Source organism: Pseudomonas sp. PDM15 (genome assembly GCF_014851565.1).
Classification (GTDB): domain Bacteria; phylum Pseudomonadota; class Gammaproteobacteria; order Pseudomonadales; family Pseudomonadaceae; genus Aquipseudomonas.
The window spans coordinates 64001-87087 of record NZ_JACVAA010000009.1; the positions used below are offsets into that span (position 1 = coordinate 64001).

The following is a 23087-nucleotide window of genomic DNA, read 5'->3' on the forward strand; positions in this document are numbered from 1 at the left end:
ATAAGCAATGGTATTCTTTTGAGACTACCAACCGAAACAGGAACCGGCTCATGACCCTGCGCATGACACCCACGCGTTTCAACCTGCTCTACATGGCCGCCGCCATCCTGACGGCTGTTCTGCTTGCCCGTCAGTTCGGAACGATTTTCGCGCTGGGCGGCATCCTGGCCTACGGCATCTTCGTGCTGCTGGAAATCTTGTACGTCAAGCTGCCTCGCGGTTTGCAGCCGTTTGCTCCATGGCTGGTTCTCGCCGGATCCTTCGCAGCGGTTGCACTGGGGATGATCATTGCCGGCTCCGCTTTTGCAGAGAATGCGCCCCTGGAGACCCCGCCGCCGCCGAAGGAGGCGACTGCTCAGATCGAGACTACTGATGAGGCCGCCGCCGGCGCAGAAGCGATCGCCCGCATCTACCTACTGTTTCAACAGGAATTGGCAGAGCGCGCCAAGAACAAGGACTTCGATCAGCTGAAGTGGATGCAGTCCATGCAAGGCTGCCTCAGTGACGTGAGCGCACCGAGCATTACGCCGGACACGATGTCTTCCATCGCGGAGTGCGCGGATAAGCGCCTGGCCATGGCACAGATCCAAGTCAATCAAGCACCGACCGAGGAAGTACCAAAGCAATGAAGGTCAGAGCCGGCCTAGCCCTTGCCATTGCGTGGCCATTCATCGCACTCGCCGCTCCTGTGGATGAAGGGGCCGGCCTGCCAGGCCTGCACGTCATGCTCATCAGCACGGAGAGCAATGCAGCGGAAACTGAGGCGGCCCTGGCGCTGCATAGCACGGCCGGCGAAGACAACGCATTTCTATTCCCCGTTGAGCAATCCAGCCCAGAAAGCCTCATCGCCGCCCTTGGCTCAACCCACCCGTCCATTTTTGCCGAGAGAACTCTGCCTCCATCGCGAGAAGCGAATACAGCTTTGGAGGCCTACATTGCTGGAGAAGGGGTGCTGATCCGCACCAAGACCACCAGCATCCACGGCGATCGAGTCAAAGTGTGGGTGGGCGTTCAGGTTTCAAGCGCAGGCGCTGGACCGGAAAAGCCCATAAGCAGAACCAGCTTCCCCGCTGAAATCGCCAACGGCGAAGCCTTCCTTGCCCGCGTGAACGCCAAAATGCTCGTTGCGGTTACGCCTGAGCCGTTCACTCCTGCCGAGACTCTGCCCGGAGAATTGCAAACGGCTCAACAACCCGCCGCACTGATCGGGCCAAGCTCCTCAGCGGCCAGCAGCGAGCCACGGATCATCTGGGATACCGCTCCTGGAGGAGCAGTGCCGGACGAAGAAGCACTTCAACGGATTCTTCAGCAGCCCTGATCATGGGCCGTCATATCCAGCCCCCGCGGGGGACAGCAGCTCATCCCGCCCCCGCGCGAAATCCGGGTAGGCTTCCTTGAGCTTCACCAGATCGGCAACTGCATGGCGAAGCCACGCGCCTGCGAATGCCGGCTTGTTGGTAAACATCGTCGCCATCCGGCTGTCTACGAACCGAACCATCTCCGAGCAGAATTTTTCAGCAGCGTCAGGCGCCTGCATGCGCTCAACAGCTGCATCTAGACCGGCGAGGAACTCATCATCGGTACGTCCGTAGGACGCTACCTTCTGCGCCACCCAGTCGTAGTTCGGCTGAATACCCTTCTGTGCCAGGAAGTGCACATCCCATACGTCCCTTGCCTTCAGGTGGGAGCGAAGCCCAAGCGCGACGAGCTTGTCCGAGTAGATCTCTTCCTGGCTCTCGGCCAGGACAACGATCCCCTGCAGACCCTGCTGATGCTCGTAGGGGCTGCGCAACACCACCGGGACAGCATCGAGCGAGGGCACGTTGCATACCTCGAAGTTGATGCGCTGCATCTGCGACTCCCAAGGCACCTTGATCTTGAACGTCCAACGCTTGACCCCAACGCCATCACCGAGATCGGTATTGGGGCCTGCGACGGCATCGAACTCAATGCCGTACCGGGTCTGCATAGCCTTTTGCAGGACAGAAGCCAGGTGCCCAACATCAAGCGGCTCCGGGGAGCCAGAGCCGCACACGAAATCGAGGTCCTCCGACAGCCGCGTGCCGTCATAACAGGCCCGCAACGCAGTACCTCCCTGGAAGACCAGTCGATCGCCAAGATCGCTGTTCGATAAGGCATTCAGGATTTCGTAATGCAAGATCTCCTTGAGAACAACCGGCTGAGCCAGCTGGTTGTCAGTCAAGCTCATCGCTTTCGTAACATGGTCCTTCAGTGTGTATGGGCTCAAGGGTGCCGCTCCTCCAGTAGATAGTCGTAGTTGCGTTCGGCTTCCGGACGCACCAGATCAAGATTCCTTCCGATCGCGGTCAGATCAGCAAGTGCCAGCTCGGGTGTTGCAACCCGAATCTGTCGGATAGGGTCAAATCGTGTTTGCGAGAGCCGTGACTCCGAAAATTTATCGCCGGATACACGATTGAACTCAATGATGCCAAGCGGGGTCTGATAGAGAGCAGAGCGTCCCGTGGTAACGAAGGTCATGCGGTTCGGGATCTGGCTGATCCAGTCGACCTCATGAAGAACAGACTCCAGGGACAAATACGACGGCGATCCTGGACGAAGGATTGCGACTAGCTGGGCGAGACCATGGATAGGCGGATCTACACGAGGGTTAAGATAATGTCCTCGGAAAACCTTGCGGACGCCGACGATATCGGCGTTGCGGCCGAGGTAAACAACAAGTCCATGCTCATCTACGCCGCTCAGGCGAGACAGAGCCCGGACGTTAAATACCCAAACCCCCTTTGTCGCGAAGGCGTCCAAAGCCTTCAGCACCGAGGTGCGCGTGGATTGTCTCATTCGATGTATTCGCCAGAATTTATGCGGTTACAGTATCGCAATGTTTAAAGAAAATCGAACGGCAATCAGTAACCACAATGAGGACTGACTTTGCAAGCAGGAAGGTCAACCAATGGACACTGTAGGCCCTTGATCAGCTATACTTGCCCAATGTCAAAACGAATATTGCCCCTTTACGAGGCTCACCCATGAATATCAGCAGCTACACAGCCCAACTAGGTCTGAATGACAGCCAGGTGCCGGTTTGCGTCATGCTGATTACTGACGGAATCGCCGCCACGGCTCCCGAAAAGGATCAAGCCGTTAGCGCTCGCCTGACCGGCGACCAGCTGACCATCACTTACGGCAGCGAAACCCTGAATTTCTCAAAGCTCGCGCCTGAACTCTGCAAAGAGCTGAAGGCGGGGAAACCCTTGGTCCTGAAACACGAAGCTTCCAGCTATGAAGCCCTCGTGCCAGTAACTCTGTAAGCAGGTAAACGAAATGCGTAAACCTCAAAAGAGCATACTGCAAACCCTGGGGGTGACCTCGGTCGTAAGCTACTGGCATGGCGATATCTCGCTATCTCGCGCCATCCAGGCCGCGGTAGTCGCGGGGCTGACCAGCCTCACCATCAGCCACTTCAACCCCGATCACTCTTCCGACTTGCTGCAGGCTCAGCAGGCGCCCGGCCACCTGACATTTCACGATGCAGAGATCAGCCGGATCGCCAATATCAACCTGACCGTGGACACCGAGCACGGCAAGACCGGTTATTTCCAGCGGGACACCTTCGCGCTTGAGAGCACCTTCAAGAAAGATCTCGAAAACGAGATCGACACGCTCACTGCGCAGGCCGAAGTTGCCGGTTCGTGGGATCTCTATATCGCCGCCCGCCTGACCCCTCTCTACCTCTCCGAGGATCCACATGAGCGGCAGGTAGCCAACGCAACCCTGAACTACATCCAGAAGCATCAGGGCTGTGCGGCTGGCGAGCTGCCCAGGGCCAACTACTACACCCGGGCAAAAGCGACCGAGATCGAGGCGGACCGTCAGATCTTTGCCATGGCGGATCAAATGGCTGAAGCCCTCCGCAACGCCGGAAAGACCCCGATCACCAGGCGCTCGGCCGAGCTCGCACTGCATTCCTTTGCACCCGAGCCGGATCGCCTGCTGGCTGCTTTCAACGTAGCCAAAGGCGCCGAGGAAGGCGCTCCCGGCATCCGCAACATCCTCCCCCTGGTGCAGACTGCTATTCAGGTTGAGACAACCCGCCTATCGCTCACCAGCATGGCCGGCCAGATGCTGCGCGTCACCGAGGTGGCCACCAACCCCGCGATCCAGGCGCTGACACTCAGCCGGCGTCTGAACATCCCGGTGGCTGTTCGCTCGTACTCGGGTGAGTTCTCCGACCACTACAACCAGGGCAACTTCGAGCCCACGGACGAAACCCTGAACTCCAAGATCAGAACCGGTTTCGATCTGAGCGACGGACTGGCGATTACAGGCCGTGGAGTGATCCTGAGCCAAGTACCCCTGGAGCACGAGCAAACCATCAACGTGCCCGAGTTGCGCTACTCGGTTTATCAGGTGGTCGAGCGGAACAACATCCTCGACCAGGATGAGCCAGTGTTCGCCGCGGACTTCCGCGTCTCGATGTAGGCACTCACACCAGGCAATGAAAAGCCGCCCTCGGGCGGCTTTTTTATGCCATCAGAAAACCTGTCCAGTCGTTTCTTATTCCACTGCCGCCGCTTTAGCGCTTGTGACATTCTGTACAGCGATTAGAATCGCAAGCTGGCCACCCAGACAGAATTGAATAAGAACGGCTTTGAAACGGCACGAAATACCCAACGCCCAAGCGCCTGGCCGCATCGCCCCACCATCACTTCGGGGCAATAGCCAGCGCGCCCTGACCCTCGAAAAGATCATCGAGCAGCTCAACCTCCTGGAAGAGGATGTTGCGCTGGAAGTCGCGCCGACAGTCAAGCTGCACCGGAACCCGCATGGGTTCTTCCGAGGAAGGCTTGCCACAGACAATCCCTTCGGTAGTTCCCTTCCCCATCGGGACGCGAACGCGCGTTCCCTTGGGAAATGCAGCAGCAACAGCCCTGGCCAACGCCACCGCCGTTTTCTGGTGCTCTTTGCGGGCCCTCTCGATGTCCGAGAGTCGCGCGCTATCAAGGGGTTTGATCACCGGACAAGCTCCGATTATTTACTAACGCATATCCGCGAGCATACACCCACAATCATTCAGCAGCAAGACGTGGCAACACCGTAACGATGTGCTATTTTTGTTCATGTTTTCCTATTGCAGTCTCAATTGAAAAGGCCGCGCAGCATGAAGAACCCGGCAAGCACCTGGTCATTCCCCTTTGAGAAGGGAAACGCTCTACCAAAAGACCGAGATATGCACCCGGTTGATTTCGAGATCCCGCACGGGCATCAGTCACTGTTCCCCGTAGTCGAGGAGTCACGTCACTGGTATCTGTCCGTCCGCCTGCAGGATGCCGCGACCTACTTCCTTAGCCCCAGGGCCGGGAGCCCCGTCGAACTCGACACTGCAGCAGCTGAAAAGCAGCTCCTGGCCGGACTACTCAACAACCTGCCGCCACGCGTCAACTCGATCACGCTCTTCGGCCGGATCATGGCGCTGCCGGAGTACCTTCATGCGCCGGCGATCGATTACCTGGAGCATCGTCGCGTCGACAGCATCCATGAAAGCCAGGGCGAACTCATTTCCGCTCTTCGCAGCTTAAACCAAAGCATGGGTGCGCCGGTGCAACGCGGCATGAGCGTTTCCAAGATGGCGCGAGAAGTTGCTCAGGCAGCACCTGGCGAGCGTCACAGGCTGCTCAAATCCTACCGGAAAGAGCATCCTGAACACTGGATCGAGGACGCGAGAAAAGCCGCGGAGGGTATGATCGAGCGGGCCCAGAAGAAGCTCCGTGAAAATCCGCCAGACAGCGACTTCGATTTTCGCTTCTGAGGTTGCGCGCCATGCGCAACATGAGCTTCATGCTGACCAAAGATCAAGTTCGTCGCGGAACCAAATCGGTTACCCGCCGAGCAGGGTGGCTCCACCTGAAAGCCGGTGATCTCATTTGCGCTGTTGAGAAATGTCAGGGGCTACGCGCCGGCGAGAAGCTCAACCGACTGAGAACCATCCAGGTGGTAGATGTGCGCCGAGAGCCGCTGCGCGCACTGCTTGATGATCCAGCATACGGGCTTGCGGAATGCATCAAAGAGGGTTTCGGTGATCACCCTACCCTGCGAGAGCCAGCCGCGTTCATACAGTTCTTCTGTCACACCCACCGCGGCTGTACTGCTGAGTCAGAAGTGACCCGGATTGAATTCGTCTACGTGGCGTAAGCCTCGCCTTTCAGCAAGGCTCTGCAGCACCTTGCAGCTGGTCGTTAAGTTCCTTCATCAGCATGCGCACATCCGAAGCGCAATTGGCTTCCAACTGTCCGTCATATGGGAACTCACCATTGCACCGCTCCGTTGACGTGTTGAAGCCTTCCCACCAAGTCTTGGTCAGCAATGCTTCCAAAGCTGCATCGTCAAAGCTGTGAGTAACGGTACTGGCGGACATATGCCTCTCCTAATCAAGCGGATTGCTTGCGTTCTCATCCCGAATCGCACGACAGAGGTCGAGCAGCGCCTGGCGCACCTTCGGCGATCGACCGCCACCTGAAAAGGGAACGCAGAACTCGACATCTGCCATCTCCCCCTCATCGCTGATAACCGCTACGCACACGTCAGAATCCCCGTCCAGGATCAGACGCAGCCGGCCGCCCCCCATGTCCTCGCGGCGCTCGAAGAACTCGCCAAGAGGCAATGAATCATCCGTTTGCTCAGACTGCTGTAGGAGCTCACGGGCGGCCTCAATAACCTGGCCGCCAAACAACGTGTCGCCGAAGCGGCCACCGTCCGCGAGCTCCATCTCAGCAGCCTCGTCAATTGCGAAACCCGTGATCAAAGCCATCAGTGGTTACCTGGTTAAGTTCGCATCGAGCAAAGAACAAACATTTGCATCAGTGGAGTCAGCGCGACTCGCTGAGGCTCTTTTGTTGGCTCAAAAGCTCATGCTGCGCATCCCGGATGGAGTCACGAGCATCGAATGCCGAGTAAAGCAAGGTCGCAATCCCGACAACGGCCAAGCTGGCGGCATAATCGGGCTTCAAGCCCGACTGGATGCCAGCCACTGCAATACAGGCACCCACGAGTCCAATGACAATGTTGACGTAATCCACATCGCCGGAAAGCTTGACCAACGAAAACACAGAGCGGAACAGATAGGTAACCGCCACCAGGGCGATCAGCATAACCAACAGCGTTGCAGTTTCCATAGACACCTCGCGACAGTCACGAAACCATGTTAGTTCTGTTAAATAGAACCGTCAAAGCCTTCTTTACGCCGGCTTTCTTGAGCAGCTCGCCCCAAGAATCAATGACGTACTCCGGACCACTCTTAGTGATCGACACACCCAACTCTGCATTGAGGGACGCCACATAACTGTCGATATTACCCTTGCTGAGGCCCGTCAACTCTGCAACGGTTGTCGCTGTTGCGGGACGCAGCTTGTCGATCGCGGCGAGCACGACAAGAAGCCGGCCGACGTGCCCCTTGGGGTACTGCGGCACGCCATGTTTGTTTACCGGGAATTCCAAGGCAGCCTTCTCCTCTGGTACTGATAAACAGAACTATAAGGGTAGGAGGCAGCCTCGTCTAATGGTTTCGCGACCATCTGCACTGCGACGGCTAAGGGATACCAGGCCCCATCACCGCCGTCCCCAACAGGTACAGCAAGAGGCCGACTCCTGACAGCAGTATCAAAAGGCCCAGATAGAATGCCGAGCGAGCAGCATCGGTGTATGAGCCCTCGGTGGGGCACCTGGCAGCATCAGCCATCTGAGCTCCACTACCGATCAGGAATAGGCCGAGCACGAAAAGGAGCACTTAGTGCCCCTTCTGCACGAGCCGCCAGTAGTAATTGGCGAAGATTCGGTCGACAACGTTGGTCGGCGGGTTGATGTCAGGGCCACCACCCTCCTCAATGACGCTTAGGTTCAGCGGGACCTCAATGTCCCATATCAGCGCCCGCGGGTATCTCTCAGTCGGGAGAATGAACAGATCGAACCGGAGCTGGCGGCCCCGGTGGCGATCAGCAAACGCCGTCAACTCGACGGTTTCGTTGTTCACATTCGCCAGGGTGACAACCTGCCGCCGGCGCCCCTGCCCGTCGTAGAGATACACGAGCAGGTACGACTTCTGCCCCTTGTCGATGTAACCGCGGAACGTCTGGCCTACCTCCCCGGCAACAGTCTTGCCCATGTTAGCCCGGTATTCCCAGAACAACGCCTTCCCCATCATCTCGATGCGGTACTTCGTCTCGGCAAGGCCAGAGGCCTTGCCAAATCCGGTATCGGCGAGCCACCAGCAGCCACCCCCGAGAACCCCAACAAGCGCGACGATCAGCACAATTCGCTGTTTCTTGCTCCCCTCCTCAAACGGATTGAGCAGCCCGAGGAGAGCCCAGTTGAAGTTCATTGCTTCAACTCAAGAAGGTGCGAATATGCCCCTGCTACAAGCAGGGCGCCGTTGTTGCGCAGCTGAACAAACACCTCCAGGGGCTGGCCTTCCGGACTGGAGACGATCATGCCAATGGACTGGCCGGATTGGACAAATCGCCCATTGATGAAGGCACCGCCGGTCGCGAGGCCGGTCAGTTGAACTGATGCGAGCTGGTTGCGCAGCTGCTGCTCGGCCTCAACCGCCTTGATTGCCCCGTCATCGACCACCGGCGCTGCCGGCACGAAGATTTCGTCCAGCAGCGCCAAGTCGGGCTCTGCAGGATCCATCGACTGGGCTGGGGACGCCATCGCGCCCGGGAGCGCCTGCGGGTTATCCGGGACTGACACACTGGGCGCGATTTCGTTGACGTAGCCCTTGATCGGCAGCTGGGAGAACTTGCTTGCCAGGGAAGGAGATCCATACACGGCGAGCAACAATGCTGCCGCCATGATGGCCCCATTCAGGAGTACCACCTGGTTGGACGAGATTCTGTTGCCGGCCGTTGCCATTTTAGTGCCCATGGTCAAGCCTCCTTCCGTGCCAGCACGCAAAGACCGCCGAGGGTTGCCACCGGCTTCCCATCTTTGGAGGAGATATCCAGCCGGTTGAGCTCGATGTCATGCCGCACCATGCTGGTGATGCCTTTGATCATTCCCCGCATGGTCTCAGCACTGACCTGCAGCCCAGACTGATCGCCGCCGGCGACGCATGTCCGTAGCAGGCCCACCGGGGCACCTTCGAAGACAACCGCCTCTACGCGATCACTGCGAAGCGTATTGATGTCGAACTTCAACCCGCTGTTGCTCATACGAAGCGACTGGCCGATTCCGACCAGATCCTGGCGGCCATGTTCAGCAGCGACTTGGAACGACTCTTTCCAACGCGCCTGAACAGGTAGCAGCGCCTGATAAGCGGCCTTCCAGGTGCGCAGGTTGTCCAGTGCCTTGGCCTGGGCGCCGACTGCCTCACCAATGCCCGTTGAAACCTTCCAGCCACCGGCGGCAATGGCCACCGCAACCACGATGCCTGAGACAACGGCTACGACGCGCTCATTGGACATTCCACACCCCCTCGATCTCTACGATTCGCACCCCATCCGAAGTCCGAATTTCGCCAGGCCTCAACCACATCTCGAATCCGGAGGCCTCAACGAGCCTGGTCAGCAACTGCTTGGCAAACACACGATCGGGCACGGATTTGTCCACTGGCACAGCCAGGTCCATTTCGAAATCAGTGGTGCGGCCGCCCAGGCCATTTCCCTTGGCACCTTCGCCAAAAACAGCGATGCGACGGACTTCGGCATCGCTCTTCACCGAGCTGGACGCCAAAGTCGTCCAGCGCTTGATCAGGTCGCCCTGGGCCGGTGCCATGTCAAGCATGCGCTGCTGGCTGGAGAGCGTATTGAGCATTGAGGAGCCCTGCTCATAAACGCTGCTTACTCCCTGCACTTCCTGATCAAAGTCTTTCTGCAGATCCGTGTAACGGATCCATTGGAAGCCGACCAGCGCCGCCGCAACCAGACCACCCACCAACAGCCCTGCCAGCGGGCCCGCCAAGGAGCGCAAAGGGCTCTCACTTGCCCCGCCGGCGCGCAAGGCGCGCAGCCGAAGACGCTTGAGATTCAGCTTCTCTACAGGCACCGGGATGATCTTGTAGGCGTCCATCAGGCGGTCTGGGAGCTCTAACGGATATGCCCAATAAACTGGTAGATCATCCGTGATACCGCTGCGGTTCAACACGTCATTGAGGGCCAGCAGGAACTGCGACGGGAAATCGCTCGAACTCATGGAGGGAAGCCGCTTGTCCACCACCTGGGTGACCCGACCGTCGTTGACCATGAAGAACTCAAGGTTGGTGTCCGTGTCGTTGGATGCTCCACCTACGAAAAGGAAGTCCCCGCGAAGCTTACGCATGTAATGGAGGTAAGCGTCTGCCAACAGGTAGAACTTCACCCGGGGCTGAGCTGTGACCTCTGCCATGATGGAGTTGGGGACACCAACGTGCAGGCTGCCGCCATCGCCCAACATCTTGAAGCTGGCCGGCCGGGGCTGCTGGATCTGCATGTCGGCGAACACCGGCGAAGCGGCGTCCAGGGTGACATAGGCCGCCTCCCCTGCAAGATAGATGGCCTCACCAGGACGGTAGTCCTCCGTGAGAAGTGCTCGTGCTTCAGAAACGACGCGCATGCGCCCTCCTTATCTCATACTGCTCGATAGCGTGTTCCCGACCATGGTGACCACCTCAAACAGGTAGGCCACGATAGGGAGGGCTGCGGAAGATGCCACCAGGACCAACACCGCCATCTTGGAAAACTCGACCATTGCGTTGACGGTAGCCTCCGCATCCTCCAGCAAGTAATTGCTGGCCGTCGTCAGCTGATCATCCGTCTCCATCGTCTGCTCGGAAATCTGCAGCGCTACCTGCAGGAAGATCGGCCATTGGCAACGCGGGTCGCTGGGGTCGAGCCTCGATGGGTCACAGGCAGCGCCCAGGCCTTTGCCGAGGTTGAGGTCAGCCTGGTAACGCTCAATGCCCTCTCGGAATACTTCCGGTACGGACTTCACTGTGATGCCGATCGCTTTCGGCATATCCGAGTAGCCCGCGCGCCACATGAGGGCAAGGTAGCGAGCCCACAGCGCGAAGGAGATGTTCTTGATGGCATCCCCGAGAAATGGAATACGGAGCACCACGGAGTAGACGCCCATCCGCCCCTGGGGAGTCCGCGCGTAGAAGATCACCGCCCCCACCAGCACGATCAACAGGGCCAACATGTAAGGCCCGCTGGTCCGGAAAAGATCCGACAGGGCGACCATGAACTCCATCAGAGCTCCACGCTCGATCGGCCGGCCTCGCGGCTGAAGCTTCGAAGAAGTCTCTGCCAGAGTTGGAATCACCGCCACGACGAAGCCGATGAAGATGATGATACCGGCCAGGAACATCATCGCCGGCTTGAGCAGAGACTTTGCAGTCTTGCGCATGCGCTCCTTCATGATCAGCGTGTCGCGGATCTCGAACATTACCGGCGCCATCTTGCCCGACTGCTCGCCAACAACGATGGCCGCAATGATTTCCTCAGGCAGCAGGCCGGCACACGTTTGCGACAGGTATCGCCCGGAGGCGATCTGAGTCGCCATCTCGGTGAGTTTCTCACTCTGCTTTGGCAGGAGACTGGACAATCGGCGCAACGCCACATCCAGATCGATTCCTGCACTCAGCAGTGCCCCGAGGTTACGCGTGAACATGATCTGCTCTCTCAGGGAGAGCATCTTTACCTTCCCGCTCATCAAGTGCTCACTCCCGTCAGATCAATCAAACCTTCGTGCAGCGCATCGATCGCCTGGCCCTCCAGGGTGAACGCCTGCTTTTCAGCAGCCTTGTCGAATTCACCGGCACGCAGCAGCGCTTTCACATCCTTGGTGAAGTCGAGAATGCCGTGTACCGGATAGACCCCGATGTAGCCAGTGCCCGTGCAGCGATCACATTTGTGGTCAGGTTTTTCGCGGGTGGTTACCGGGAATCTGATCTTGGATTTGTCGATCGACATCTCATCCACATCCATTCCGCGCAGAGCCATGCTGTAACGGAACTTTGCCCACTCCGATGGCTCCGGGGCGCGCTGAACGGAGCAAACCGGACAGAGCTTGGGGACAAGCCGCTGAGTGATGATCATCACCAGGGCCTGCAGCAGGTCATGCTGACGTTCCTCGCTCAGAAGGTGAGCCAGTGAGGTGTACCCTTCCACTGGCTCAGAGGCGTGGAATGTCGAAAGAACGAGGTGGCCCGTCAGCGCTGCCCGGGTCGCGACTTCGGCGCTTGCCCGCGAACGGATTTCAGAAAGCAGGATCACATCGGGGTCGTGCCGCAAGAACCCTTCCAAGTAGGGCTCATACACATCTGCACTGGGGAGGCTGAACTGCTCCACACCAATCAGGCTGCGCTCCTTGGGGTCTTCGAGCGACAGCCGTTTGACCGTATCCCCGAAGATGAGGTAGTGCTGGCCCAGAAACGCTGCAAGCGTGGTGGACTTACCCGAGTTGGTAGGCCCGACCAGGAGGATAATGCCGCGCTTCACGTTGAGGGCTGAGATCAGGTGCTCCTTGACCTTCGGAACGAAGCTGAGCTTGTCGATATCGACAAACCCATCACCGTCCTCCTGCTCCAGGTAACGAGCCGAGATCGACACCATCTGATCGTCATCGTTGAACGCACTGCGCATGTCACCTGGAATGAATGAGCAGCGCATCTCATAGGTGTTGGTCTGACCGCGGTAGAAAAGGCGGCCGGTAGAAGGCTTCATCAACCGCGTGCCCGAGGCATTCGCACCGGTGGTTTGCAGCAGGAAATTCGTGACCTCGATACGCTCCTGCAGGCTGATACGATAGCTGTGCAGGCGCACCCCATTTTCGCGGTAAAAGATCTCGCCCTCACCCGTTTCGAGAACGCGCAGCGAGAGGTCGGTGGCTTTTCGAGCCACTCCGGTCTCCAACATGTCGACTGCGATGTTGCGTTCAGTCCCGCGGGTCCGGTCTGCATAGAAGAGTCGGCCGACGTTGTGGCCGCCCTCACTCCCCCCGTTATCCTTCCGTGCGGCGCGCAGTGGCGTTGCGACCTCCACACGAGGGGCAAAGCCAAAGCGAAGCGCACGCGCTTCGGTGCGTAGACCTTTGGCCAGAGCGCTGGCGGCCGCTTCTGAGGCGCCGCGCTGGCGGTAGCGAAGCATTTCTTCGTAGCTTGAGAAGACTAGGCAGTTGTCGCCGGTTGGCATGCTGACAAGCAAGCCAGCGATCGCCTCGCACTCATTGCGAATCGGCTCGGATGCCACCAGCGGGTGCACTGCAAGGGTTTCAGGCAGTTTGGCGTAATACGGCAGGCGATCCTTGATCGCCATGACCTCGGCTTCGTGCTTGCGTACCTGAGGGTAAACGCGTGCCAGGAACTGGAAGAATGGCTCACGAGGCTGGGGGGTATCCTTCGGATTCTCCACCTGCTCTTTCGTGAGATAGCCGAGAGCGACGACGATATCCCCAACACGAACGTCGCCCTTGGGGTTGACCTTCGCGACCTTCAACGCGAACTGGCGGACCGGCTCCGGCGCATCGCCGCCCCAACCCCAGTTAGTGAGGAACTCGCGAGCGAGATCTTCGTTTTGCCCTTCCGTCATCAAGGAACCCTCAATTCGCGTGCAATTTGCCGCGACGTTCCGGCTGCGCGCCGTACGGTAGTCGCGTTAGAAACGAGTGCAACATGCTTGGCCGAGACCAGGTTGAAAACCACGGCCCCACCCCAGCGAGAAAATTGATCCGAGCAGTCAAGCGGGGTCTGTTGAAAGACCACCGGTGACGAGCAAGCGGTGTTTAGACAAGTGCCGCCGCCGGCGGCACAAACGGTGTTTGCGTTGCCAATGGCAATTGGTCCTCTCGGGAATGTGTCCTTCTCCACAACGGAGTAGCCCCGAGCAAGCTTTTGCAGCGTGATCTGCATACGCATCGCCTCGTCTGTCAGTAATGACAGGTAGGTCTCTCGCGTTTCGATCAGATCGAAAACCACACCGCTGACCGGACCGCACCAAGAGGGCGCAGTTGCGAAACCGGCCGTCGCAGAGCATGAATTGCTGCTGACCGCCAAGGGATCCCAGGTGCGATCCCCAAGATCATCCAGCGCATAAACAAGGGCACGATCGAAGCGCCAAACCCCATCCGAAACGTTCGGCGCAGAAGCCAGATAGACCCGATCAGCGTTCGCCCCTTTGAGCTTGAAACCTTCATCAGTAGATGCCAGATCGGCCACGGTTACCGTACCGAGCCCGCCGGTGCGCGCCATGCGCATCCGGAGGGACTCAGAGGCAACTCCCACGTAATAGGCGTCAACACGGGCTCGGTGCTCGTACAAGCTTTCCTGAAGCATGAAAGCCACGCCAGCCATGCCGGCGCCCAGGGCAGCAAAGAGAAAAACGATCACCAGAACCAGCATCGAGAAGCCCTTACAGGTCGTAAACCAGGGTTACAGTCGCGTGCGTACCGCCAGAAACTGCGGCGTAACGAACCACACCAGTGGTGCGGGCCGTAGCGCCGTTGAAGGTCCCTCCTTCACGACTCAGGAAGATCTCCTGAACCAGCTCGGTAGGTACGTTGGTGAACTGAACCCCCATCTGGCGGCTGCTGATATTGGTCAGACTGATCGCGCTATCGCCCACCTGGTACACGCCAGGCGTACCAGCGGAAGGCTGGGTGATGGTGGTCACCGCATCGGACATGGGGCGAATACCGGATGTGGCGTAGCGCGGCGCGTAGGTCGCCGAGATGATGCCGGTCACCTTGTCACCCATGATCACCGCATCCAGCAGGTTGTTGCCGGCCGCGGTCAACGGGTTGGAGGTTACGGCAGTCGGCGCGCGCATCGTCTGGTTCATCATCGACGCCGAGCGCACGATGTTCTGCGCCACGGACATCATTTCCTGAGCGTTTGCCTTCGAGGAAACGAAGTTGTTGATCAGCGGATAGACGATGGCTGCGATCACACCGATCAGGATGATGGTGATGAGCACTTCCACCAGGGTGAAACCCTTCTGGTTACGACGGCGATGCTTCTGAATCATGGGAATTACCTCGTTGTAGTTGAAACGTGCCATCACTAGAACGTGATGATCAGATCATTGGCAGCCACCCCTGTCGGCGCAGCGCCAAGACTCACCGACCCATTGATTCGGAGTGCGCCGTAGTGCGGCTCCACGTTGGCACCGTTCGTGCCCAGCGGGTCATAATCTCTGCAGTATTGGATCCGGCCACCCCATGGGGTGACACCGTACTGGGCCTGCGGAAGCGCAAGCTTGCTCAGCACATCAACGTTGGCCGCGTCGAGGTTGTACCAACCATCACGGCAGCCCATGTTCGTCGCGGGGTTGCCGCCAGCGAGGTTCACTGCGGTAGCGCTGGGATAGAAGTTGGTCGTTGCCGTAGGGGCCGCGCTGATCCTCATCAGGTTGAAGTAGCGCACCAACTCATTCGAAATCTTGCGCATGCGTTCTGCGGTCATATCCAGACGACTGCGCTGCAGCCCGAGGTTCGAAACAAAGACCGCCCCGAGATCTGGATCCACCACATCCCATGTCTGCCGGTTAGCCGCGGTGAGCGCCGGGCTCTGACCAGGGATGCCCAGGGAAGCGTTGGGGTTACAGGTACTACCGGTGCGGGCGCATGCAGTCGTGTAGATGACCCCCAACTGATAAGTCAGTGTGGCGGCAGGCCCTGTTGAGCGAAAAAGCGGGACTGTCTCAGTCAGGCCCGTGACCCGCTGATAAACCCGCACATTGCGCAGCACCGAGGCGTCATCAACGAAACTGGCCGGATCGACCCGACCACGACGAATTAAGTCCATCAAGGCCACGTCTGCCGCTGCGGCGCTCGCAGGATTCAGCGGCGCGCTGGTGAGCCCACCGCCGGTATACGGCGCGGGCAAATCCCCCAATGCACTCTCAGAAGCAGCCCACCCTTCCATCGCAGCGGCGATGGAAGCGTTGGTGCTCTTTTGCCGCTCTCGATACTCCATCTGACCCAGCGCACCCATCATCGGGAAGAGCGCAGCCAGAGCCGTTGCGATGACCCCGAGGATCACCACAGCGATCAGCAGTTCGACGATTGTGAAACCACCCTGCTTCGCCATTTTACGACCCATCATAATGCCTACTAATGTTTTTCTTTAGCGTACACGTTACCAAATTGCCGCGCAACGCCGAGCACGCATTTAAAGGCTGCAACGCCCTTCCTATAAGGCATTTAGTTGGCTACCATGACTACATTGAAATAAGCAAAGTTTCTGGAGCTTGTTATGCAATTCGAATTCAGTCTGAATGACGCCGATGTACGTCGCCTCGTCGCCGACGCCAAAAGCAGCGCTGATATCAACCTCCTGCGAAGCCATCTGTACCGACTGGTGAACCTGCGGAAGGAAATGGGCATCGCCATCAGGGAGCAGGCACAGAACCGTAACGACCTGGCCCGGATTGTTCAGACCGCACAGCAGGTGCTGGCGGAAGATCGCAGCACCGGCCTGCTGAGTCTTTTGGATCGCAAAGGTCTCATCAGCGGCTATCGCACCAAGCTCAAAGCCCAACTCGAAGCCAACCAGGCTCTCGCCAATGCCAACGCGGATTTGCGCAGCAAGATCTCCAGCGCATCGCAGGCGGTCGGCAGCACCCAAGCCCTACGCGATCAGGTCGGCACGCTGACCCGTCAACTCGCTGACCTGCAGGCTGCCAACCAGCATGCCCTGCAGCAGCTCGATTTCGCGCGACAAGACGCCGCAATCCGTCCCGCAGCGCTGGCAGCGGAAACCCCGCAAAACGGGCCTGACGAGGCCCTGCTCCTGACCATTCAGCAGCAGGAAGCCACGATTGCGGAACTCCAACGGCAGCTGGATCAGGCACAGTCGACACTGCAAGATCGTCACCAGGCGCAGGCTGCAGCTGCTACCCAAGAGGCAGCCGCCAGCACCCCCGAGATCGACCAGATCCGCGATATGTTCGCGCAGCAAGTGAGCGGCTACATGGCCGACAACCTGCGTCTTACGCGCGAGCTTCGCACCACCCAGGAGACTGTCGACCAGCTCAAAGGAAGCCTGGGCCAGGTCGAAGAACTGCTGGCGACTGCCAATCAAGAGAACGCCGATGGCAAGGAACTCACTGCGGCGCTGCAGCAGCAACTGGACGCAGCAGTAGAACAGCGCGCAGGGATCGAGCAGATGCTCTCTCAGCGCGAAGAGGCCATCACCCTCCTCCAACAGCAGCTGGAGGATGCCCGCTCGGCGCTTCAATCAAGCGAGCAGAATGCCGCTGCCATCCAGACCAAGCTCGAAGGCGCAATGGCTGACATCACGCGCCAAGCTGAAACCATCAGCAGCCTGACCCAGGATAAAGATCAACTTCTGGAGCAGGTCGCCGAGCTGGGAAAGCAGAACGGCCTGAGCCAGGCGCAGATCGCTGAGCTGCAAGAGAACATTCGGAACCACATCGGCCAGATCGAAGCCATTCAGCACGAGCTGGATACGACCATCCAGAACTGGCAGGAAAGCCAAACCCTGGACCGCCAGAAGATCCAGGATCAGTCGCAAGAAATCAGCCGTCAAAGCACTCAGCTGGAGCAGCTGTCCGCGACCAACCTCCACCTTGAGCGCCACCTTGGTATGCTGGAAAATCGCACCGAGCGACTGCTCAGCATTAAGCAAGGCCTGGAGGCTTCCTTGAAAGCCGGTGCCGAAGAGCGTCAGCGCCTTACCGCGCTGGCCAAGGACACGTCCTACGAATTGCTGGCCGCGCAGCGGCAGAACAAGGCCTTGGAGGCCACTGTTCAGCAGCAGCAATCGCTGATCAACGATCTAAGCTCGCGCCTGCAGACCGAAAAGAAGGTGATCCACCTGGCAGGGCCTGCAGCTCGCCGTGCTGCGGAAGTCGAAGAAGAGGTTGCCGAGTTTGAACTGCCTCACCAGCAGGACGAAACTCCCGGCCATCAGATGTGATTGCTGTACACTTTTTAACCATACGCAACCAGGCCATACGACCATTGTCCCTGGAGGCACAACCCACAGAGTTTTCCACAGGAGTTGTGGATAAGCATGCAGATCAACCCCGTCGACCTGATAGCCGACGAGCTCCTTGCGGGCGCTGAAGCCCTACCCATCGAGGCGCTCCCCGAGGTCGACGCACGCACCGCAAACGAGATCGCCGCAATAAAAGCGTTCCTCTCCAAGTGGTCGCGGTCTCCGCATACGCTACGCCGCTACAGGGTCGAGATAGCTAGGCTGTGGCTTTGGGCTACTGAAAAAGGGCGCATGATCTCAGAGCTGACCTACGAAGACCTGAACGCTTATCGCGACTTCCTGCAGGATCCTCAACCGCACGAGCGCTGGTGTTCCGGCAAGAAGTACCGCCGCGATTCACCAAACTGGCGACCGTTCGTTTCTGCCCTGTCGCTCAGCTCCATTCATCATGCGTTCAGCGCAATTGGCGCCCTGTACAGCGTCTGGCTTCGCTCCGGGCACATCACCTGCGACCCGATGGCCAACGTCACAAAGATCCGGGAGGTACTTGCCGACGGGATTACCCCCTTTGCAGAGGCCACGGTCGACTCCACCGAAAAATGGTTCGACGATCGCATGGCCTCTGCAATCCGCGAGGCCCTCTCTGTGATGCCTGCGGAAACGCCCGCAGAAGAGCAGCAACGCGCCCAGTACACACTGATCATCCGCACACTCACCGTCACCGGTGCCCGGGTAAGCGAAGTCGTCCATGCGAAACAGTCGCAGATCTATGAGGATCGCTCCGGCTGGTGGGTAAAGCTGCGCGGGAAAGGCGGCAAGATCCGCACTGTGCCATTGCCAAACGACTACATCACCGACGTGCTCATGCCGTGGCGCATCGATCACGAACTACCCGCGATTCCTGAAGCGGACGAAGACACCCCTCTGTGCCCACCCCGGGTCTGGAGACAAGGCAAACCCGGCATCACCAGCAGGATGGTCCTCAACATCGTGAAGGATATCGCCGCGCGCGCAGCAGCCCTTCTGCCTGCAGACGCGCAGCGCGCCTCGCGACTTCTGCCCAGGGCAAGCAATCACTGGTTTCGGCACACCTTCATCACTGCGCTGATCGACCAGAACGTACCGACCAAGACCATCCTGACGACCGTAGGCCAGAACTCCGAGAAGACTCTGCGTATCTACGATCACAAACAAGACCATGACCGACACGTCGACGTAACGCGTGTCGCATCGAAGCTATGAGGCCCACCGTGACCACCCCATATGTACTCGACACCCTCTACAACGAACGCTACAGCAAGAGCGATCTGTACCGTTTCCTGAAGTCCCAGGCCGAAAACCGTGCCCGCGGCGTGATCATCCCGTTGAACGAGACCGGCTCCAAGGCTTGCATGATGCTCGACTCCCCTACCCGTCGGGAGCAGCTGGTCAGCACGGGCTGGTCAAACCAGTTCCTGGTCATGCCCGCCTTCCATTGGCGGCTCATGGCGACCAAGTTCAAGCTCGACATCATAGAAAGCGATGAGATACCCCCATCTCTTCAGCCAGCCCACCTCTATCAAGTGGCCAGGAATACCTGGAAGAAACAGGAAAAGTCCATCCCGGCATAGGCTGGGATAACCCCCGCTTCGCGTCACATGGGCCCGAGCGCAGCTCGGGCAGACCACCACATACAAAAAATACAATAAAAATAATAACTTCCACGCGAAGCGTGATGACCACCCCAGATCACAGCCGGGTCCATCTCAACCAATTCACCAGGACAGCCGCGGCCTATTCAACCCAAGACAACCAGGCGGATATCCCGAGACCACCCTACTCGTCAGGGATCAACACCAGAGCGGCCACCTACATGGGCCATCCCAACCAGCAGCAGAGGGCAGCATGAACAGACCTACGCGATCATCCCCCCTCGTAACGAAAAAGTTCGACCGCAATCTGGCCGGGCGCGACTTCGTTGTTGGTGATATCCATGGCGCCTACGATCTGGTCATCCAGGGGATGAAGGCTGCGAAATTCAACCCGGCGTGCGATCGACTTTTCGCAGTAGGTGATCTCATTGATCGGGGCCAAGGCTCACACCGCACCGCTCGGTTCCTGAGGCAACCCTACGTCCATGCCGTCAGGGGCAATCACGAGGACATGCTGCTGCAGCTCTATTCGGAAGGTGAACCGCCTGTCGAAGTCCTCCAGTGGGCGGCGAAACGGAATGGCTTCTCCTGGTGGCTGGATACCCCAAACGATACGCGCGAGGCAATCCTGTCCGCCATCCGGGACCTCCCCCTTGTCATAGAGATCGATACTCCCCGCGGCACGGTAGGGCTCGTCCACGCTGAAGTTCCGATCGGCATGGAATGGAGCGCCTTCCTGCAGAAGCTGGCCGCAGGCGATGAAAGGGTTATCGAGTCTGCGCTCTGGGGACGCACGAGACTGAACTCGGGGGACACCTCGGGGGTGATAGGGATCGGCCGGCTCTTTGTTGGGCATACCCCTCAGTGGGAAGGACTGAGGCGCCTGGCCAACATCTATGCAGTGGACACCGGCGCAACGTTTGCCGAACTCGGCCGCGAAGATCTACCTGGTGCACGCTTGACGATGGCCAACCTCGCGATGCAGACCGTCGACCTAACCCAGCACCTCCCGGCAAGCCCAGGCAACGTTGACCTGCGAGACGGGAACATCGGTGACAATCCGTTTGGGCAGTACGCTACGGGGATAGAGCGCTGACCCCGACACCGCGATTCAGAACTGAACGCCGTGCTTTGGCAGCAGCGCTTGAAAAAACTCAAGAGCGGTCCTGACCGATCGCTCACCCACTTTAAACCTCCCATCCACCATCTCGGTATCACCGAACTCTGCCGCACCGAAGCGATACACCTCATATCCATGCAGGCGGAGCCTACGATCTTCTGCCGCCATCTCTGCATACTTCGCCGGCGATGCTGATCTCCCATCCGCAAAATGATGCATGCCGTCCACCTCGATCACTATGCGCGCGCCCCGATCCAAGAGCAGCAGCAAGTCCATACGTTGCCGGGCAAGAACCGGGTTGCTGCCACGCTGTGAGGCAGTTTTGGGGTCGTAGTGGAGATAGACTTGAGGGATTAGGGCAGGCAGCCGCTCACCCAGCAGTGGGACAAGCTCCGTGTAATAGGTGGTGAACAGAGCGTATTCACCTGGGGACCTTGCCCCCCTTACAGACTCGGCAAGGCGTCGGTACAGCTGTCTCTTGGCTTCGACCAGATCCATTTGGTTGTTCGAATCTCTCCACCAATTCGCCATCGCGATCCAGGTCAACCCAGCTTCAGGAATCAGGCGATCGTAAATCAATGCATCAGAGGCATTCCGGATTCCGATATTGTTGTTGATCGCATCAAGAAGATAGAGGTCTGGCTTAGCGTTAATTGCCGCGAAGATGAGATTTTTCGGAGTACCAGAGACTCCTGCTATGGCACGTCTGACTCGATAAAGGGGATGCCTGGATACCTCTTCAGCCGGGACGACCATAAACCCATCAGCCAGGAGCAACGCATTCAGCATTTCAGCCAGATTGGCCTGGGCCTGCCCCGTCCGACATATAGGGTGAAGTAACTGCTCAAGCAGCGCGAAAAAGCGGCCTTGAGAACAGGTTAGAGCGCCACAGTGTTCCAGGACTTCAGCATTTGAATAGTCAGGGTTCCGCAGGTAATGCTGGGCAACATCGTCGCGCAGCGTCTTGAAGAGAGCACCAGATGGCCCTGCCTGCTCCCAATTCGGGGCCAGGATGGCAAGCCCATCCATCACCGGGAAGCCTCCAAAGAGAGGCTCAAGACCATCTAAGGCACCCAACAACGATCGCCGAGTGAAGTCAGTCACTCGATGCTCTGCATGAACCGTGATATCTGCCACAAGATCAGCCAGAGCTTCAGCGCTGATCTCGTCAATCACAGACTGAGCGAGTGCCAGGAGAGACGGAAAGTCACTGTTGCTGATCCGGTTATAAACGTACTTCCGCTTGCTCCTGAACGACTCATTGGCATCTCCCGATTCCAAACCGAGCCGAACGCAGACCTGGGGGAGGTCATTCGCACTGACCGCATGAAGAGCATCAGCGATAGCCCAACGAAGCTGGTCGATTGGAATTTTTGCGGATGACACGTTGTAAAGCCTCCTCGGCAATCCGGACTAGCGCGGCGTGGGGGTGCCTGGGTCGAACTCAAGATCGTAGTCGAGGGTCTGCTCAGCCACGGGCGCCTTCGGCGTCAGAGCCTCCGCAAGCGCATCGCTCAGGCCCTTTGCCTGGTACTCGCCTTTGAGGATCTCTCGACGCTCACCATCGAACTCATCCACCGAGAAAAGCGCAGCGATACGCAGAAAGATCAGAGGTTGATCACCTTCCCGAGCACCCGTTACGTCGACCAGCAACACCGCCCCAACGCGCATCCCCTGGACAGCAAGCCGGAAGCTATATCCAGCTTCCGGCCGCCGGCGCGATCCGGCAGTTACACGATCGCTTGCGCGCTTTGCGCGCTTTACCAGGTTCTCGATGAGTCCAAAGGGGGCGTCCAGAAGTTGGACCTGCGTGACGCCGCGCAATAGGAGGTCGACCACATTGGCCAACCCATCAGCAAAGCGTTCTATGGGGTGATCCGGGGATGGCCAGCAAGATATCAGGAGGTCGCTAAGAACCTCCAGGAGAGGCTCTCGAAGGGATGCTGGGTACACCAGCCCTGGTCCAGGACTGGGAGCCCGCTTCATGAGAAATGCTTGTCCGGGCGAGTCAGGACTCGCTTGAGAAGATCCAGAACCGCGAAATCATCAATCGTGACTAAGGGGATTGCCCCTGTCTTAAAGTTCTCGCTCAACCACCGGCCATCCTTCAGGAGGCGAGCCTGCGCATGGACAGAAACTCCATCGGCACGACCGCCCTTGAAAGGGTTCCGCTGGTCCCGATGGGTCACGACCAAAGTCGCCCCGAAATCCGGGTTTGCAGATGAAACCAGGTAAAGCGCAAAGGTCCCCACTGAACGCGAGCTCAATGGGGGATGCTTCACCTTGACTTCGATGCAAGACGCATAACCTTGAGCCAAGACGCGCTCACCGATCTGGTTGAGCCAGGCAGTTATCTCCTCCGTGACCCGGAGATTACCTTCCCGGGTTCCAAGCCCAAGAGAGCCATAGTCAGGGCGCATTCCCTTCTCCA

At 58.5% G+C, this 23087-nt stretch carries 29 protein-coding genes; 10 read left to right on the forward strand and 19 right to left on the reverse strand.

Annotation, left to right across the window (positions count from 1 at the left end):
* Window positions 1–50: 50 nt before the first annotated feature.
* Both IB232_RS21725 and IB232_RS21730 read left to right on the forward strand, forming a co-directional pair.
* Entirely contained in the window at window positions 51–629 is a 579-nt protein-coding gene (locus IB232_RS21725) for a hypothetical protein (RefSeq protein ID WP_192400646.1), read from the forward strand.
* Window positions 626–1318 carry a hypothetical protein gene (locus IB232_RS21730; RefSeq protein WP_192400647.1) on the forward strand — a complete coding sequence of 231 codons (693 nt, stop codon included), beginning with the start codon at window positions 626–628 and terminating at the stop codon, window positions 1316–1318. Before IB232_RS21725 ends, IB232_RS21730 begins: the two co-directional genes overlap by 4 nt.
* Here IB232_RS21730 and IB232_RS21735 read toward each other — a convergent pair whose 3' ends face one another.
* Both IB232_RS21735 and IB232_RS21740 read right to left on the reverse strand, forming a co-directional pair.
* Entirely contained in the window at window positions 1319–2248 is a 930-nt protein-coding gene (locus tag IB232_RS21735) for a nucleotidyl transferase AbiEii/AbiGii toxin family protein (RefSeq protein WP_192400648.1), read from the reverse strand.
* Window positions 2245–2817, reverse strand: a complete 573-nt coding sequence (locus IB232_RS21740; RefSeq protein ID WP_153575603.1) for a hypothetical protein — start codon at window positions 2815–2817, stop codon at window positions 2245–2247. Before IB232_RS21740 ends, IB232_RS21735 begins: the two co-directional genes overlap by 4 nt.
* A gap of 188 nt (window positions 2818–3005) precedes the next feature.
* On the opposite strand from IB232_RS21740, the gene IB232_RS21745 reads away from it, so the two are divergent.
* Together IB232_RS21745 and IB232_RS21750 are read left to right on the forward strand one after the other, a co-directional pair.
* The gene (locus IB232_RS21745) at window positions 3006–3287 is read left to right on the forward strand and encodes a hypothetical protein (RefSeq protein ID WP_192400649.1); all 282 of its coding nucleotides are present in this window, start codon (window positions 3006–3008) and stop codon (window positions 3285–3287) included.
* A gap of 13 nt (window positions 3288–3300) precedes the next feature.
* Complete coding sequence (locus IB232_RS21750; RefSeq protein WP_192400650.1) at window positions 3301–4458, forward strand: hypothetical protein; 1158 nt, start codon at window positions 3301–3303, stop codon at window positions 4456–4458.
* A gap of 223 nt (window positions 4459–4681) precedes the next feature.
* On the opposite strand, the gene IB232_RS21755 is transcribed toward IB232_RS21750, so the two are convergent.
* Complete coding sequence (locus IB232_RS21755) at window positions 4682–4993, reverse strand: hypothetical protein (protein ID WP_192400651.1); 312 nt, start codon at window positions 4991–4993, stop codon at window positions 4682–4684.
* 144 nt (window positions 4994–5137) lie between these two features.
* Between IB232_RS21755 and IB232_RS21760 the strand changes: the two genes are divergently transcribed.
* On the forward strand, window positions 5138–5785 hold the full coding sequence (locus tag IB232_RS21760) for a hypothetical protein (RefSeq protein ID WP_153575600.1): 648 nt from the start codon (window positions 5138–5140) through the stop codon (window positions 5783–5785).
* A gap of 11 nt (window positions 5786–5796) precedes the next feature.
* Window positions 5797–6168: a hypothetical protein gene (locus tag IB232_RS21765; protein WP_192400652.1), complete on the forward strand. Its 372-nt coding sequence runs from the start codon at window positions 5797–5799 to the stop codon at window positions 6166–6168.
* A gap of 10 nt (window positions 6169–6178) precedes the next feature.
* On the opposite strand, the gene IB232_RS21770 is transcribed toward IB232_RS21765, so the two are convergent.
* From IB232_RS21770 to IB232_RS21830, 13 genes are all read right to left on the reverse strand, one after another.
* Window positions 6179–6391 carry a hypothetical protein gene (locus IB232_RS21770; protein WP_192400653.1) on the reverse strand — a complete coding sequence of 71 codons (213 nt, stop codon included), beginning with the start codon at window positions 6389–6391 and terminating at the stop codon, window positions 6179–6181.
* A 9-nt stretch (window positions 6392–6400) separates the two neighbouring features.
* Window positions 6401–6784: a hypothetical protein gene (locus IB232_RS21775; protein WP_192400654.1), complete on the reverse strand. Its 384-nt coding sequence runs from the start codon at window positions 6782–6784 to the stop codon at window positions 6401–6403.
* A gap of 58 nt (window positions 6785–6842) precedes the next feature.
* Window positions 6843–7148, reverse strand: a complete 306-nt coding sequence (locus IB232_RS21780) for a hypothetical protein (RefSeq protein ID WP_192400655.1) — start codon at window positions 7146–7148, stop codon at window positions 6843–6845.
* 16 nt (window positions 7149–7164) lie between these two features.
* Window positions 7165–7470, reverse strand: coding sequence for a hypothetical protein (locus tag IB232_RS21785; protein WP_192400656.1), 306 nt, complete (start codon window positions 7468–7470; stop codon window positions 7165–7167).
* Window positions 7471–7759: 289 nt separating this feature from the next.
* Window positions 7760–8350: a hypothetical protein gene (locus tag IB232_RS21790; protein WP_034023621.1), complete on the reverse strand. Its 591-nt coding sequence runs from the start codon at window positions 8348–8350 to the stop codon at window positions 7760–7762.
* The gene (locus IB232_RS21795; protein WP_192400657.1) at window positions 8347–8895 is read right to left on the reverse strand and encodes a hypothetical protein; all 549 of its coding nucleotides are present in this window, start codon (window positions 8893–8895) and stop codon (window positions 8347–8349) included. Before IB232_RS21795 ends, IB232_RS21790 begins: the two co-directional genes overlap by 4 nt.
* A 2-nt stretch (window positions 8896–8897) precedes the next feature.
* Window positions 8898–9434, reverse strand: a complete 537-nt coding sequence (locus tag IB232_RS21800) for a hypothetical protein (RefSeq protein ID WP_192400658.1) — start codon at window positions 9432–9434, stop codon at window positions 8898–8900.
* Entirely contained in the window at window positions 9424–10560 is a 1137-nt protein-coding gene (locus IB232_RS21805; RefSeq protein WP_192400659.1) for a hypothetical protein, read from the reverse strand. Before IB232_RS21805 ends, IB232_RS21800 begins: the two co-directional genes overlap by 11 nt.
* A gap of 9 nt (window positions 10561–10569) precedes the next feature.
* Complete coding sequence (locus tag IB232_RS21810; protein WP_192400660.1) at window positions 10570–11616, reverse strand: type II secretion system F family protein; 1047 nt, start codon at window positions 11614–11616, stop codon at window positions 10570–10572.
* A 41-nt stretch (window positions 11617–11657) separates the two neighbouring features.
* Complete coding sequence (locus IB232_RS21815) at window positions 11658–13535, reverse strand: ATPase, T2SS/T4P/T4SS family (protein ID WP_192400661.1); 1878 nt, start codon at window positions 13533–13535, stop codon at window positions 11658–11660.
* Complete coding sequence (locus IB232_RS21820; protein ID WP_192400662.1) at window positions 13535–14344, reverse strand: hypothetical protein; 810 nt, start codon at window positions 14342–14344, stop codon at window positions 13535–13537. The genes IB232_RS21815 and IB232_RS21820 overlap by 1 nt, the downstream gene beginning before the upstream one ends.
* Window positions 14345–14354: 10 nt before the next feature.
* On the reverse strand, window positions 14355–14969 hold the full coding sequence (locus IB232_RS21825) for a type II secretion system protein (protein WP_192400663.1): 615 nt from the start codon (window positions 14967–14969) through the stop codon (window positions 14355–14357).
* 35 nt (window positions 14970–15004) lie between these two features.
* On the reverse strand, window positions 15005–16048 hold the full coding sequence (locus tag IB232_RS21830) for a type II secretion system protein J (protein ID WP_192400664.1): 1044 nt from the start codon (window positions 16046–16048) through the stop codon (window positions 15005–15007).
* 150 nt (window positions 16049–16198) lie between these two features.
* Here IB232_RS21830 and IB232_RS21835 point away from each other — a divergent pair, with 150 nt between their 5' ends.
* The 4 genes from IB232_RS21835 to IB232_RS21850 all read left to right on the forward strand — a co-directional run bounded on the left by IB232_RS21835 (window position 16199) and on the right by IB232_RS21850 (window position 20632).
* Window positions 16199–17884 carry a hypothetical protein gene (locus tag IB232_RS21835; protein WP_192400665.1) on the forward strand — a complete coding sequence of 562 codons (1686 nt, stop codon included), beginning with the start codon at window positions 16199–16201 and terminating at the stop codon, window positions 17882–17884.
* A 96-nt stretch (window positions 17885–17980) separates the two neighbouring features.
* Window positions 17981–19147, forward strand: coding sequence for a tyrosine-type recombinase/integrase (locus tag IB232_RS21840; RefSeq protein WP_192400666.1), 1167 nt, complete (start codon window positions 17981–17983; stop codon window positions 19145–19147).
* A gap of 8 nt (window positions 19148–19155) precedes the next feature.
* On the forward strand, window positions 19156–19515 hold the full coding sequence (locus IB232_RS21845) for a hypothetical protein (RefSeq protein ID WP_192400667.1): 360 nt from the start codon (window positions 19156–19158) through the stop codon (window positions 19513–19515).
* 274 nt (window positions 19516–19789) lie between these two features.
* On the forward strand, window positions 19790–20632 hold the full coding sequence (locus IB232_RS21850) for a metallophosphoesterase (protein ID WP_192400668.1): 843 nt from the start codon (window positions 19790–19792) through the stop codon (window positions 20630–20632).
* A 15-nt stretch (window positions 20633–20647) separates the two neighbouring features.
* Here the strand turns inward: IB232_RS21850 and IB232_RS21855 are convergent, their stop codons facing one another.
* From IB232_RS21855 to IB232_RS21865, 3 genes are all read right to left on the reverse strand, one after another.
* The gene (locus tag IB232_RS21855; protein ID WP_192400669.1) at window positions 20648–22042 is read right to left on the reverse strand and encodes a hypothetical protein; all 1395 of its coding nucleotides are present in this window, start codon (window positions 22040–22042) and stop codon (window positions 20648–20650) included.
* A 27-nt stretch (window positions 22043–22069) separates the two neighbouring features.
* Window positions 22070–22495: a hypothetical protein gene (locus IB232_RS21860; RefSeq protein WP_192400670.1), complete on the reverse strand. Its 426-nt coding sequence runs from the start codon at window positions 22493–22495 to the stop codon at window positions 22070–22072.
* A 143-nt stretch (window positions 22496–22638) separates the two neighbouring features.
* Window positions 22639–23076 (reverse strand): hypothetical protein, encoded by a 438-nt coding sequence (locus tag IB232_RS21865; RefSeq protein ID WP_192400671.1) that lies wholly within the window; start codon window positions 23074–23076, stop codon window positions 22639–22641.
* Window positions 23077–23087: the final 11 nt, after the last annotated feature.

Coding starts and splice junctions, on each gene's coding strand:
- IB232_RS21800 (WP_192400658.1), bottom strand. CDS start 9,434: ATGTCCAATGAGCGCGTCGTAGCCGTTGTCTCAGGCATCGTGGTTGCG.
- IB232_RS21750 (WP_192400650.1), top strand. CDS start 3,301: ATGCGTAAACCTCAAAAGAGCATACTGCAAACCCTGGGGGTGACCTCG.
- IB232_RS21790 (WP_034023621.1), bottom strand. CDS start 8,350: ATGAACTTCAACTGGGCTCTCCTCGGGCTGCTCAATCCGTTTGAGGAG.
- IB232_RS21840 (WP_192400666.1), top strand. CDS start 17,981: ATGCAGATCAACCCCGTCGACCTGATAGCCGACGAGCTCCTTGCGGGC.
- IB232_RS21725 (WP_192400646.1), top strand. CDS start 51: ATGACCCTGCGCATGACACCCACGCGTTTCAACCTGCTCTACATGGCC.
- IB232_RS21730 (WP_192400647.1), top strand. CDS start 626: ATGAAGGTCAGAGCCGGCCTAGCCCTTGCCATTGCGTGGCCATTCATC.
- IB232_RS21795 (WP_192400657.1), bottom strand. CDS start 8,895: ATGGGCACTAAAATGGCAACGGCCGGCAACAGAATCTCGTCCAACCAG.
- IB232_RS21780 (WP_192400655.1), bottom strand. CDS start 7,148: ATGGAAACTGCAACGCTGTTGGTTATGCTGATCGCCCTGGTGGCGGTT.
- IB232_RS21765 (WP_192400652.1), top strand. CDS start 5,797: ATGCGCAACATGAGCTTCATGCTGACCAAAGATCAAGTTCGTCGCGGA.
- IB232_RS21835 (WP_192400665.1), top strand. CDS start 16,199: ATGCAATTCGAATTCAGTCTGAATGACGCCGATGTACGTCGCCTCGTC.
- IB232_RS21760 (WP_153575600.1), top strand. CDS start 5,138: ATGAAGAACCCGGCAAGCACCTGGTCATTCCCCTTTGAGAAGGGAAAC.
- IB232_RS21740 (WP_153575603.1), bottom strand. CDS start 2,817: ATGAGACAATCCACGCGCACCTCGGTGCTGAAGGCTTTGGACGCCTTC.
- IB232_RS21830 (WP_192400664.1), bottom strand. CDS start 16,048: ATGATGGGTCGTAAAATGGCGAAGCAGGGTGGTTTCACAATCGTCGAA.
- IB232_RS21865 (WP_192400671.1), bottom strand. CDS start 23,076: ATGCGCCCTGACTATGGCTCTCTTGGGCTTGGAACCCGGGAAGGTAAT.
- IB232_RS21775 (WP_192400654.1), bottom strand. CDS start 6,784: ATGGCTTTGATCACGGGTTTCGCAATTGACGAGGCTGCTGAGATGGAG.
- IB232_RS21825 (WP_192400663.1), bottom strand. CDS start 14,969: ATGATTCAGAAGCATCGCCGTCGTAACCAGAAGGGTTTCACCCTGGTG.
- IB232_RS21745 (WP_192400649.1), top strand. CDS start 3,006: ATGAATATCAGCAGCTACACAGCCCAACTAGGTCTGAATGACAGCCAG.
- IB232_RS21850 (WP_192400668.1), top strand. CDS start 19,790: ATGAACAGACCTACGCGATCATCCCCCCTCGTAACGAAAAAGTTCGAC.
- IB232_RS21820 (WP_192400662.1), bottom strand. CDS start 14,344: ATGCTGGTTCTGGTGATCGTTTTTCTCTTTGCTGCCCTGGGCGCCGGC.
- IB232_RS21805 (WP_192400659.1), bottom strand. CDS start 10,560: ATGCGCGTCGTTTCTGAAGCACGAGCACTTCTCACGGAGGACTACCGT.
- IB232_RS21815 (WP_192400661.1), bottom strand. CDS start 13,535: ATGACGGAAGGGCAAAACGAAGATCTCGCTCGCGAGTTCCTCACTAAC.
- IB232_RS21810 (WP_192400660.1), bottom strand. CDS start 11,616: ATGTTCACGCGTAACCTCGGGGCACTGCTGAGTGCAGGAATCGATCTG.
- IB232_RS21770 (WP_192400653.1), bottom strand. CDS start 6,391: ATGTCCGCCAGTACCGTTACTCACAGCTTTGACGATGCAGCTTTGGAA.